This window comes from Clostridium omnivorum, assembly GCF_026012015.1.
Lineage (GTDB): Bacteria > Bacillota > Clostridia > Clostridiales > Clostridiaceae > Clostridium_AX > Clostridium_AX omnivorum.
Window position 1 is genome coordinate 2552105 of sequence record NZ_BRXR01000001.1, and the last position, 13363, is coordinate 2565467.

The 13363-nt window shown below is 34.3% G+C and carries 10 protein-coding genes; 8 read left to right on the forward strand and 2 right to left on the reverse strand.

Annotated features, from left to right (window positions below):
* Positions 1-2 precede the first annotated feature (2 nt).
* The 7 genes from bsdE14_RS12160 (at position 3) to bsdE14_RS12190 (ending at position 8664) form a co-directional block, all read left to right on the forward strand.
* The gene (locus bsdE14_RS12160; protein WP_264850205.1) at positions 3-728 is read left to right on the forward strand and encodes an ABC transporter ATP-binding protein; all 726 of its coding nucleotides are present in this window, start codon (positions 3-5) and stop codon (positions 726-728) included.
* Positions 721-2388: a putative ABC transporter permease subunit gene (locus bsdE14_RS12165; RefSeq protein ID WP_264850206.1), complete on the forward strand. Its 1668-nt coding sequence runs from the start codon at positions 721-723 to the stop codon at positions 2386-2388. The genes bsdE14_RS12160 and bsdE14_RS12165 overlap by 8 nt, the downstream gene beginning before the upstream one ends.
* 276 nt (positions 2389-2664) lie before the next feature.
* Positions 2665-3231, forward strand: a complete 567-nt coding sequence (locus tag bsdE14_RS12170) for a uracil-DNA glycosylase (protein ID WP_264850207.1) — start codon at positions 2665-2667, stop codon at positions 3229-3231.
* 57 nt (positions 3232-3288) lie between these two features.
* Positions 3289-3747 (forward strand): chemotaxis protein CheX, encoded by a 459-nt coding sequence (locus bsdE14_RS12175; RefSeq protein ID WP_264850208.1) that lies wholly within the window; start codon positions 3289-3291, stop codon positions 3745-3747.
* Between the two features lie 227 nt (positions 3748-3974).
* Positions 3975-6104 carry an anaerobic carbon-monoxide dehydrogenase catalytic subunit gene (cooS, locus tag bsdE14_RS12180; RefSeq protein ID WP_264850209.1) on the forward strand — a complete coding sequence of 710 codons (2130 nt, stop codon included), beginning with the start codon at positions 3975-3977 and terminating at the stop codon, positions 6102-6104.
* Positions 6105-6289: 185 nt separating this feature from the next.
* Positions 6290-7198 (forward strand): D-alanine--D-alanine ligase, encoded by a 909-nt coding sequence (locus bsdE14_RS12185; protein WP_264850210.1) that lies wholly within the window; start codon positions 6290-6292, stop codon positions 7196-7198.
* Between the two features lie 14 nt (positions 7199-7212).
* On the forward strand, positions 7213-8664 hold the full coding sequence (locus tag bsdE14_RS12190; protein ID WP_264850211.1) for an aminotransferase-like domain-containing protein: 1452 nt from the start codon (positions 7213-7215) through the stop codon (positions 8662-8664).
* Positions 8665-8718: 54 nt separating this feature from the next.
* Here the strand turns inward: bsdE14_RS12190 and bsdE14_RS12195 are convergent, their stop codons facing one another.
* Together bsdE14_RS12195 and bsdE14_RS12200 are read right to left on the reverse strand one after the other, a co-directional pair.
* On the reverse strand, positions 8719-11643 hold the full coding sequence (locus bsdE14_RS12195) for an insulinase family protein (protein WP_264850212.1): 2925 nt from the start codon (positions 11641-11643) through the stop codon (positions 8719-8721).
* A 77-nt stretch (positions 11644-11720) separates the two neighbouring features.
* Positions 11721-12638, reverse strand: a complete 918-nt coding sequence (locus bsdE14_RS12200) for a DUF2971 domain-containing protein (RefSeq protein ID WP_264850213.1) — start codon at positions 12636-12638, stop codon at positions 11721-11723.
* 171 nt (positions 12639-12809) lie between these two features.
* Between bsdE14_RS12200 and bsdE14_RS12205 the strand changes: the two genes are divergently transcribed.
* Positions 12810-13274 (forward strand): DUF4342 domain-containing protein, encoded by a 465-nt coding sequence (locus tag bsdE14_RS12205; protein WP_264850214.1) that lies wholly within the window; start codon positions 12810-12812, stop codon positions 13272-13274.
* The last annotated feature ends 89 nt before the right edge of the window (positions 13275-13363 follow it).

Consider the following 13363-nt stretch of genomic DNA (forward strand, 5'->3'; position numbering starts at 1 on the left):
AAATGATAGAAATAACAGGCGTCAATAAAAGCTATAATGGAACTGTAAAAGCTGTAGATCAGTTAAATCTAGAAATACCTGATGGAATGGTATTCGGCTTTCTAGGACCAAATGGTGCTGGAAAAAGTACCACAATAAAGATGATTACAGGAGTATTGGATTCTGATAGTGGTGATATTACTATAAATGGAACCAGCATAAAAAAGAACCCACTAGAGGCAAAAAAGCAATTTGGATATGTACCAGATAATCCAGATATGTTTTTGAGATTAAAGGGACTTGAATACTTGAATTTTATGGCTGATATATATGATGTTCCAAAGAGCGTTAGAAAAGAGAAAATTGAAAATCTTGCAAAGAGATTTGAGATGTCCACTGCTCTTGGAGATAAGATTCAAAGCTATTCTCATGGTATGAGACAAAAGATAGTTTTGATGGGAGCATTAATTCATGATCCATCAGTTTGGATTTTAGATGAGCCTATGACTGGACTAGACCCAAAGGCATCCTTTACACTTAAGGAAATGATGAGAGAGCATGCCAGCAGCGGAAAAACCGTATTCTTCTCAACACACGTTTTAGAGGTGGCTGAAAAGATTTGCGATATGGTTGCAATTATAAATAAAGGTAAAATTTCATTCTGTGGGACTTTCGAAGAAATGAGGGAGCATTTCAAGTCCCATGAGTCCTTAGAACAGATATTCTTGGAGATTACAGAAAATGAGTAAATTTATAACCTTAGTAAGGGTTTTATTTAAAAATAATGGCAGCTCAATGGTGCAGGATGGAAAAAAGAAACTCCCAAAAACTATTGCAATGATAGTATTGCTTATAGTTTCCTTTCTGCCACTAGTTGGAATGTTTGTGGCTGGATCAGCAGGTGCATATGATTTACTAGCAAAGGTTAATCAGCAAGGAGTAATTTTAAGCTTTGGTATATCAGCAGCTTGTGTACTTATCTTAGTATTTGGTATTTTTTATGTTATGTCTACTTTTTACTTCTCAATGGATATTGAAAAGCTTCTTCCACTTCCATTAAAACCATCAACAATAATGGGAGCGAAGTTTACAGTAGTTATGATCTATGAATACCTAACTGAACTTATTTTAGTTCTTCCTATTCTAATAACCTATGGAGTAAAGAGTTCAGCAGGTATAGTTTACTATATATATGGAATAATTATTTTTCTAACAATACCTATTATTCCACTAGTAATAGCTGCATTTATTAATATGATAATCATGAGATTTACCAATATAGGAAAAAATAAAGATAGGTTTAGAACTATAGCAGGAATTTTTGGATTATTATTTGCTGTAGGATTCAATGTTATTATACAAAAGGTTTCTTCTCAGGCAAATGACCCTGAGAAAATGGCAAATATGCTTATGCAGGGAAATAATTCCTTAGTAAATGGGACTACAAAGTTTTTCCCAAGTACAAAACCTGCTTTAAACAGCTTGCTATATAGTGGAGATTTAAGGGGATTAGTCAATTTGTTATTATTCCTCCTTATATCCTTTGCTCTGCTTGCAATACTTCTAATTCTAGGAGAGGCATTATATCTAAAGAGCGTTATTGGAATCTCTGAAACTATGTCAAAACGAAAGAAGCTAAGTGCAAAGGAATTTGAAGAGGGAACTACTCAAAAATCTGCTGTATGGTCATATACTGTAAAAGAGTTAAGATCCCTATTCAGGACACCGGCGTATTTCATGAATTGTGTAATAATGAACTTACTATGGCCAATATTTTTATTCATACCTGTGTTAGCACAACCTGATATTCTGAAGGATCTATCAAAATTAAAACTGTTTATGAAGGATAGCTCTAACATGGGTATGATTATAGGTATAGCTTTTGGGTTTATGATGTTCATATCGCTAGCAAATCCAACTGCAGCTACAGCTATATCTAGAGAAGGTGAAAATATGTTCATAAATAAGTATTTGCCTATAAACTATAGTAAGCAAATATTAGCTAAAGTACTTTCAGCTGTTATTCTTAATTCTATAGGAATATTAGTGATGATAATTGTTGCAATTGCTATAGTGCAGCCACCAGTGTACTTAATACTTATGGTGATGATTTTAGGTATTGTAGTTACATTTTTTACAGCTTTTGTAGGAATATTAATTGATATTAATTTTCCAAAACTCCAATGGGAGAATGAGCAAAAGGCTGTAAAGCAAAATGTGAATGTTGTAATTATGATGTTCGGAGGTATGATTATTGGGGGGCTTACAGTATTTGCTGTTATAGCACTGGGCTTTAAGCTATGGGCTGCATTTGGAGTATTATTTGCAGTTTATGGAGTAGCTACCTTGATTTTATACCTTGTTGCAACTACTGTAGGAGCTGAGGTGTACGAAAAAATAGTAGCTTAATATTTATAAGGTGAGCAAACCTGTAATTAGGTTTTGCTCACCTTATCTGTTTTTTTGTAACTTAATGAAATGTGAATTGTTAAATATTTAATTTTTCGAATTGTTTAAAATAATTTTTCTATTGTGCTATAATAAAAATAACATTATTCGACAAGAATTATAATAATCAATACCAAATTGTCTTAACTGATGTTCGTAATAAATCAATAAATAGGTAATTGGAGTATGACAATAGTTTCGAGGTGCTCTGTAGCAAAAGGAGAGGAGGAAATTATTATGGAGGGCTGGAAGGAACTCTATAACCAATGCTATAGCTGTAACAAGTGCGGTTTGGCACAAATGAGAAAAAATATGGTGTTTGGTGAAGGAAATCTTAAAGCTGATATTATGTTCATAGGAGAGGCACCAGGAGCCGACGAGGATGAGCAGGGAAAGCCTTTTGTTGGAAAAGCAGGGCAGTTATTAACGAAAGCACTAACAGCATTAGACTTATACAGGGATAAAGATTATTACATATGCAATATATGCAAGTGCAGGCCTGAAAATAACAGAACTCCTTTAGAGGAAGAAGCGCTAAGCTGTCTTCCCTATCTTAGAAATCAAGTTGCACTTGTGAGACCTAAAATCATTGTATGTTTGGGAGCTACTGCTCTAAAGTATGTTATGGGTGAAAATTTGAAGATAACTAAGGACAGAGGCAGATGGATTGAAAGAAAAGGGTATTATTTAATAGCAACATTTCATCCTGCAGCTCTTTTTAGGGATGAGAGTAAGAAGCAATTATTTTGGCAGGATTTAAAGAGTATAAAGGAAAAGTATGATGAGATAAGAGGGGAAAAATAAACTTTATAGTTTTGGTGATGTTATATAATGATAATATATTAATAAGGAGTAAAACAAATGAAAGCAGAATATATCAATCCTTTTTTAAAGGCCTTTGACAATGTAGTAGGGCAGCTTATATTTGTAAAATCTGAAGTGGGAAATATTTTTGTAAAAGAAGGCACTAAAAAGTCTGGTCATGTTGTAATAACTATAGGGGTTACTGGGGACCTTGTTGGAAGCGTTGTATTAAGTATGAATGAAGATACAGCAAAATGGTTAGCATCAAAAATGATGTTTGGTATGGAAGTAACCGAGTTTAATGATATGGCTAAGAGTGCTATTGCAGAGTTAGGCAATATGATAGCTGGTAATTCTTCAACTTATTTTCACGACATGGGACAAAAAATAGATATTACACCGCCAACTCTCTATACTGGGGATAATATTGAAGTTTTTGCCTATAAGTCAAAGACGCTGTGTGTGCCCATGAAGGTAGAGAATCATACAATAGAGATAGATGTGTCACTAGGATAATTTTTTAATCCAAATGCTATAGCTTTTAATTATGCTTTATAAGGAATTATAATATATTATTTAACTTCGTTATAATTAGTAGTTCTAAGTATATTTTAGGAATCCAAAATGGATTCCTTTGTTTTTGTTGTTTTTAGATGCTAAATATGAAACTATCAGGAATATTTAAAGTGCTAGAATGAGAAACTAAGTATGTTAAATACATATTTAGAAGGAGGATTCTAGGCATGTCTGATAAAGATATTAAAGATTCTTATGATAGGAGCGCCCAAAGAATGAGCGGTTCCACTCAAACTATTGCTGGAAAAATTCATGATTCCAATGATCCAAGTATGCATACTGATTTACACGACAAGGTAACAGTTAACTATGAGAACATTGAAAAGTCTCCTGATATGGAGGAAGTTCATAAGTGGCAGAGAGAACATATTTCAAAGGGTGACCAAACAAAAGAAGGATTTCCTATGAATGTTATTATTGACCCAGCCATGAGAGAAATGTACCAGGTAGTACATAGTGCAGGTATGACAAATGTTTTTGACAGGTTTTCTCAGCAGCAGCCTATTCAATGTAAATTCTGTATGGAGGGGCTATCCTGCCAGTTATGTGCTAATGGACCCTGCCGTATAAGTGACAAAGTACCTAGAGGAACCTGCGGAGTTGATGCCCATACTATGGTAGCTAGAAATTTTATGTATAGACACGTTACCATAGGAACTTCAGCAAATATTTTTCATTGCCACCAAGCAGCTAGAACACTTAAAGCAGCGGGAGAGCATCCTGAAAGTGGACTAAAGATTAGAGATGCTGAAAAGCTAAAAAAATATGCTGATATGGCTGGACTTGATGCCAATAAGCCAATCAATGAATTAGCAGTAGAGTTTGCAAACTGGGTTATGGCAGATATTCACTCTCCATTTCACATACCTTCAAAGGCAGTGGAAGCTTTTGCACCTACAAGAAGAAAGGAATTGTGGAATAAGCTAGGTTTATTCCCTGGTGGAGGATATAGTGAGATAGCCTTTGCTCAAACTCAATGTATGACTAATTTTAATTCTGATCCAGTAGAATTTTTATTAAGATCGGTAAGATTAGGTATTGCCAATGAATATCAAGGTTTATTCCTCTTAGACATAATACAAGAAATACTAATGGGAACTCAAAAGATAGAAATGAAAAAGCAGAATATGGGGCTTTTAAAAGAAAACATGGTAAATATCATTACCAATGGTCACATGCCGCTGCTAGCTCATGTTGCTCTGGAAATGGCTTCAACTGATGAATGGCAGCAAAAGGCTAAAGAGGCTGGTGCAGAGGGCATTCAAATGCTTGGCCACGTATGTGAAGGTCAGCAGCTTATTAATTATGATGGAACTCATAATCAAAAGGCCTATGCAGGGCAAGAAGGAGAATGGCTATCAGAAGAATATCTATTTGCAACTGGTGTAATAGACCTGTTTATGTTTGATTACAACTGTACTATACCTACCTTGCCAGTATATGCAAAGAGATTTGGTACTAAAATGTTAGGAACTCATCCAGTAATTAAGCTTCAAGGCACTGAGACTTTAGATTTTGTGCCTGAAAAAATGAAGGAACAGGCTGCAAAGGCATTGAATGAGGCAATTGATGGATTTAAAGCAAGAAAAGCAGAAAACAGAAAGGTTTATATACCTAAGCATGTATCTGATTGTATGGTTGGATTTAGTACCGAATCTGTAAGAGAAGCTCTTGGTGGAAGCTTTAAACCTCTTATAGACCAGATTGTTAATGGAAACATAAGAGGTATAGCAACTATAGTTGGATGTACTACCGCAAGATATGGTCAAGGTGGAAGTAATATATTTAAAATAACTCAAGGCTTGATAAAGAACAATATATTAGTACTTTCAGGAGGCTGTACTTCAAGTGTTATGGAATATACAGGATTAACAAATCCAAAGGCTGCAGATGAATGTGGAGAAGGCCTTAAAGCAGTATGTAAGCAGCTTGGAATACCACCTGTACTTACTTATGGAGCATGTGTGGATATTGGAAAGATGACACATACAGCAAAGGAAATTGCAGATGCTCTTGATGTTGACACTAATATGCTTCCAATAGTAATAGGAGCACCAGAGTATCTAGAGCAGAAGGCAGTAGCAGATGCATGTACTGCTGTGGCTCTTGGATGGCTTGTGCATGTTGCACCAGTTCCATCAATTACAGGCAGCAGTGTAGTTGTAGAAACATTAACTCATACTACTGAAACTCTAGGACTAGGAAAAGTAGTAGTAGAAATGGATGCAGAAAAAACAATACAAATATATGTTGATCATATTGAAAAGAAGAGAAAAGAGCTTGGTTTAACAACATAGCATGGTGCCGTGCCACGGGGACGTTTCGCATAGCACATCTGTGCCAAAGGTCACGTCCCCGTGGCTCCGAAACATCCCTGTGGTACACCACAACCTACTAAAAGTGAGCAGGTTGTGGTTCTTTTATTATTACGGCAGTGGAATACAATATAATTAAGAAATATTTGTAGGGGGAAGAAAATAAAATGAAAATCGGAGTTATTATGGGCGGTACTTCATCAGAAAGAGAAATTTCACTGCTTACAGGAAACGAAATGATAAAAAATTTAGATAGTGATAAATATGAGATTATTAAAATAGAAATTAACTCAAGAAAAGATTTAATCGAAAAGGTTCAAGAAAATAATATTGATTTTGCACTGCTTGCTCTTCATGGAAAGTTTGGTGAAGATGGTGGTGCACAAGCTATACTTGAAAGTTTAGGGATACCTTATTCAGGCTGTGGAGTAGCTTCTAGTGTGCTGTGCATGGATAAGGACATCTCTAAGAAGTTAATGGAGTCAGCAGGAGTAATTACTCCCAAATGGATACATCTAAAAAAACATCAGCAGGTAGATTATAATCTATTAAATAAAATGGGCTATCCAATAATAGTTAAGCCTGTTAATGGAGGGTCTAGTCTTGGTACAGTGCTAGTTAATAATGAAGACGAAGTAATGGATGGAGTTTTAAGAGCATTTGATTATGATGATGAAATCATTATTGAAGAGTATATTAGTGGGATAGAAATAACTTGTGGTATACTTAATAAAAAGCTGCTTCCAATTCTATGCATTAAGCCTAAATCAAATTTCTTTGATTATAAATCAAAATATCAATGGAATGAAGCAGATGAATCTGTAATAGAATTAGATAATGAATTAAAATCTAAAGTAGAAGCAATGTGCGTGCAGTGCTGGGACTTATTTAAATGTGAAGTTTACGCTAGGATTGATATAATAGTAAGTAAAAATGTACCTTATGTATTAGAAATAAATACTCTGCCAGGAATGACAGAAAACAGCCTTTTACCTAAGAGTGCAAAGGCTGTAGGTATGGAATTTGAAGAACTTTTAGATACTATTATTACTTCTTCATTAAAAATAAAACGTTAGTAAAAGAGGTAAAAATGTTTTTATTAGATATTGATTTAGAAAGCAAGGAACCCATATACAAGCAAATAGTAGATCAGATTATAACAATGATTGAGGAAGGCACGCTTACTAGCGGCAGTAAGCTGCCTTCTACTAGAGAACTGTCACTTATACTTAAATTAAGCAGGAATTCCTGTATCCATGCTTATGAAGAGCTGGAGGCTAGGGAATATATAAGCATAATTAAGGGCAAAGGTGCCTTTGTTTCTAATGTGCAAAAGCATTTAAATAGAGGCTGGAACATAGCTTGGAAAAAGCAATGCAGTGATTATGCCAAGAGAGCAGTTGAACTGGATATTATAAAAAGTGAGCCAGTAACTAAGAAGGGCATGATCTCCTTTAAGAGCATTGCGCCAGACGAAAAATTGTTTGATCTAGAACAGGTAAGGCGTAATTTTCTTAACGGTATAGCTTTAGAGGGTGAAAAGCTTTTAAATTATGGTTATGCAAAAGGCTATAGACCATTAATAGAGTATCTTGAAATATACCTTAAGGATAAAGGAATTTGTCTGGAAGGCAAGGATATCCTAATTACTAATGGGTTTACTGAGGCTTTTGACATAATTTTGGCATCCATAACTAAACCTTTAGATAGTATTATCTGTGAAAATCCTACTCATAACACTGCCATTAAGATTATTAAGCTACATGAATTAAACATAGCTTCGGTTAGCATGGAAAATGGCGAGATAAATGTTGAAGAGTTGGAGAAGGCGCTAAGTAGTGGTAATAACAAGCTTGTATATCTAATTCCTTCCTATCACAATCCCATGGGCACAGTGATGTCCGCCTCAAAGAGAAAAGAAGTATACGAATTATGCAAAAAGTACAATACTCCTATTGTAGAGGATGGCTTTAATGAAGAACTTCTATATTCTTCTTCTCATGTATCTTCAATTGCCGCAGTTGCTGGAATGGATAATGGGGTAATATATCTTGGAAGCTTTTCTAAAGTGCTTTTTCCAGGCATAAGAGTTGGATGGATAGTAGCAGACAAGGGACTCATTGAGGTTTTGGAGAGTGTTAAAAGAAGCAGAAATATTCATACCTCCGTACTGGACCAAATGCTCTTGTATCAGTTTTTAAAAAGCGGTGATTTTGAGCTATACATGAAAAAAACAAGAAAGTTTTATCGGGAAAAGTATGAGTTCTCCATAGAATGCAGTAAGAGGTATCTTCCTCACAGCAGGATATATGGTGAAGGCGGGCTTTACATATTTATAGAACTTGTGGACATAGACTCTAGAGTGCTTTTAAAGAGAGCAATGGAAAAGGGTGTTATCTTTATGCCGGGGGATATATTCTTTGTTAATGAAAAGGGCAGGAATACCTTTAGGCTGGGCTTTTCAAGACTTAGTCTTAAAGATATAGAAAAAGGCTTTAGGATTATAGGAAAATGTATTGAAGATATTAAAGCTAATAAATGATATAAAGGTATAATTAAAAAACCAGCTGAAAACAGCTGGTTTTTTAATTATGTTTTATTCAAAGATATTTTTTATACTGCCAAAGATGTCCTTATTGGCTTTAAGCTTATCTTCATTACCTAGTGCACATAGGCAGTTTTGCTCCATGGACTTTGAAACTAAATCAGCAAAGCCCTTAATGTCAGATACCTTTGTATTAATTATTTGATCTCTTTCCTTTTGCACATCCTCCTGTGATATTCCTCTTATATAATATTCATCAGCAGTTTCGCCCTTCATATAAGGTGTAAGAGGATAGTCTAACTCACTTACAGTTCCAATGACATACTTTGTAAGTTCTCTTTCATCAGCTTCAAAGCTTCTAAGATAGTCTGGAAGCTCATCGTATACCTTTAGAGTTTCTGCTAAGTTAGGGTCACGATAGGAGGAAAGTACTAGGTTTCCACTCCATTCAAAGCGGGCAAAGGAGCCATAGGCACCTCCAAGAACTCTTACCTTGTTCCACAAATAATCTAAGCCTGCAATAGTCTTTAATACCTGCATGCTTCCATTGTATTCATAGCCAAGTTTTTTAAAGTTATAACCTTTAGCTACATATTGAACCTTAGCTGAAGTCATTAAACCTTCATTTAGCTTATTTAACTCAAGGTCGTATTCATAGCTCTTTACTTCATCGCTATTTAAGCAGCCAGTAAGTATATTTAAATTATCACTAAAGGCAGCATATTCTTTATCATCAAGAGTTATTCCAACCATTAAGTTGTTTTTATTAAATACAAGCTCAGAGATATTTTCAAGATTATCTATTATCTCCTCAGCCTTTGCATCAAAATTATTTTCAAGGTCTAATATAAATTCATAGAAGGATAATCCATTAAGCAGTTCATCATACTTTGCCTTTTGAGAGAAGTAGGAGCAAACACGCTTTGCTGCTACTAAATGGCCTCTGTCAAACATTCTAGCCTCAAGTCTAGATCTGAACTCCTGGATTATTTCTTTTAGACGTTTTTTATCATTATAAACAGTGCTACCAAGAATCTCGCATATAAGCTCAGACAGCTTAGGGAGCTTATCTACTAAGGATTTAGCTCTTACTGTAAATTTAGGATAAAATATGTCAGCACTTCCAGCCTTTGAATAAGTATCGCTGCCGCTATATCTAATTCCGCCAGTATGAATATTAATTAAATTTGAAAGCTCCTCATAGTTGTGACTGTTGGTGTTAAGTTTTCCTAGAACCTTTGCTAGAATTGTTAAATAAGGCAGCTTTTCCTTAGGAATTACTGTGGTATCAAAGTACAAGTTCAAATAAGCTATACCACCAGTAAATATAGGATGATGAAGCACCTTAACTCCCTTTTCAGCTTTTTCTACTAAAGGTAGCTGTTCAGCCTTTTTATTTAAGTCATCTAGAGAAAGTAGTGGGATTTTTGCCAAATCCTCAGGAGAATCCACAGAGGTCTGTCTTTCTCTAAGCTTTTTCGTATTTTCAATTATTTTTTGAAGTTCAGAATCAGAAAGGCTGTCTTTATATTTATTGAGCTTAGTCTTAAGCTCTTCAGCCATTTTTTCAGCCAGTCCCTTCTTAGGCTTTACTATAAGTACAGAACGATGATTATTGTCTAATACATACTTTTTAAGTAAAGCTTCGAAGTAGTTTGTAGTTAAAGCAGTTTTAACTGCTGCAAGCTTATCACTGTATTCAAGGTGAAGAGTTGGGTTTGCATCATAAAGCCAGCTGTTCATTGCTTGGATATTATAGATTAAGCCTTTTGGATATCCATCAAACTCTGATTCTCTAAGCTGGAATTCTTTTATATTAATAGAGGATTCAATTAAGTCCTTTTTGATTCCATCCTTAACCAGCTTTTCTATGGTGTCAAGTACAACCTTCTTAAACTGCTCTTCTTTATCCTCATTAGAGTTTTTCACAACAACACTGAAGGTTGGCTGAAGTGCACTATCATCATAATATCCAAATACATCTTTACCAAGGTCAGCCTCCACAAGGGCCTTTTTTAATGGTGCTGCAGGAGTCTCTAGAAGCAGATGTTCAAGAATTTCAAATGCGAGTGCTGTTTCAGCATCTGTAGCACTACCTACTGCAAAGTTCAGGCTTAGGAAGGTCTTATCCTGCTCCTTTTCGCTTGGGGAAATAGGATATTCCACAACCAATCTTTTTTCTTCCTTAAAGGCAGGCTGCTCTGCTATTTTAGAGTCAACGGAAATTCTATCAAATTCACTTAAATAATTTTTGTCTATGAATTCCAAGTGCTTTAGTAAATCCATATTTCCATAAAGATATATATAGCTGTTTGAAGGATGATAGTATTTTTTATGGAACTCAACAAACTTTTCTTGAGTCAAATCAGGAATAAAATCTGGGTCTCCACCGGACTCAAAGTAGTAAGGAGTGTCAGGAAAAAGCGATTCCTGAACCTTTCTCATCATTAATGAATCAGGTGAGGAAAGTGCTCCCTTCATTTCATTGTATACTACACCCTTGTAGGTAAGTTCACTATTTTTATCCTCTAATTCATAATGCCAGCCTTCCTGCATCATGATTTCAGGATATTTATATATATTAGGATGAAGCACAGCATCAAGATAAACATCCATTAAGTTAAGAAAATCCTTATCATTTCTGCTTGCTACTGGATACATTGTTTTATCAGGATAAGTCATTGCATTTAAAAAGGTATTCATAGAACCTTTAATAAGCTCTACAAAGGGTTCTTTAACTGGAAATTTTTTAGAGCCGCAAAGTACAGAGTGTTCAAGTATATGAGGTACTCCTGTACTGTCATTAGGCGGTGTTCTAAAGCTTATAGAAAATACTTTATTATCATCCTGATTTTCTAGATGAAATAATCTAGCCCCACTTTTTTCATGTTCAAATATTCTCCCTATGGAATTAAGCTCTTTAAGAGGTCTTTCTTCTAAAAGCTTAAAGCCATGATATACCTTGTTTATGTCCATAGTTAATCTCCTTTCAGTATGTAGTTATACATAATATTATATATTCTTTGTATACCATAAAATTCCTTAATTGTACACTAGTATCTTAGCATAATGCTGGACTTATATACTTCAATATCTCTAAAGCCTTGTGAATAGAGGAAGGATTTTAGGCCCTGCTCAGCTATATCCAAATTATTTTTTGGACCTATAGTTATATTTTTTAGTGGGAATTTTCCACGGTTTTCACCATTAAGGCACTTAAGGGGTATTTTTAAATAAGGTATAAAGCATCCATTGCAGATTTTATGGCCAATAAGTTCATTATTAGAATAATCAAAGTTATCTTTTTCTACGGTGAAAACTATTCTATACTCTCTTTCATCCTTAAAGCCGTATCTTTTAAAGAACATTGCTCTTGTGTATATATTTATAAGCAGTTTTTTTTCTGTATGAGTAAAGTATTCCTCACCTTTTAAAGCTTCATACTTTTTATACAGTGTATAAAGGTCATAAATTATTTCTTTAATCATCTCCTTTTGAGCATCTTTATCATATATCACCTTTCCACTGAGACAATAAAGCTCTTTACTATAGGATAGATTGTTAATATCAATACCAATATTATAGCCTTCAAAGTTTGAGTAGCTGGACCAAAGCACAAGGGAATCCTGTTCCTCAGTTAAAGATAAAATGTACAGTGGAAACAATTGCTCTAATTCATCCATTGATTTTATCAGTGAATTATAAAAATCCATTTTATTAATTTCTGCTTCATCCATAAATTCTATACCTATCTCCCTTATAATATCCTTAACAAAGGATATTTCTGAAGGATCCTTTAAAAAATTGCTTTTAGATATCATAAAGCTGCCGGAAGATAGAATTCCATTTAAGGCTTCGATATTTGTATAGTGATAAAGAATATTTTTTTCAGACTGCTGTATCTCGCCATAGTTTTTTCTTGTTATAGTATCATGATATTTGCGTAGTCCATCCATTAATTCTATGCTCAAAGCTGCACCTCATTTATAAAAGTATTATCTATAACCTTTATTATTGCCAAAGTAAATTAGAATAGTTAATGTTTTTCTAATGAAATTCTAATGTTTCATTAAAGGTGTTCTAATTATTGCTGCCTATAATAAAAGTATCAAATAAATAATAAATTTATGGAGGAATGAAAAATGTCAATTAATTTAGAGCAAATTGAAGCTTTAAGGGAAAGAGCAAATGTAAGCTATGGAGAAGCAAAGGAAGCACTTGAAACTTGTAATGGAGATTTAGTAGAAGCACTAATTTATTTAGAGAAGAATAACAAGATTAAAAATGGAAGATGTAATGTAAATAGCATGGGGGTTTGGGAAACCATTAAGAAGATTATAAGTAAAGGTAATAGTACAAGATTTGTAATCAAGAAACACGAGCGAGAAGTTTTAAGCATGCCTGTTACAATAGCAGTAATAGCAGCTATAATAGCAACACCACTTGTAGCAGTAGGACTTATCTTAGCACTTGCAACAAGCCATAGATTTAGATTTGAAAGCAAAGATGGCGAGGATATGGAGATAAATAAGACCTTTGATAGAGTATCTGAAGTTGTAGACAATGCAAAGCAAAAAATAGTAGAAAATGAACCAGTAAATCAATAATACCAAAATAACCTACATTATGCAGGTTATTTTCATATCACTTTCAATAGGTATTTACTCTTAGTTATTGTATAATAATAGAAAGTGAA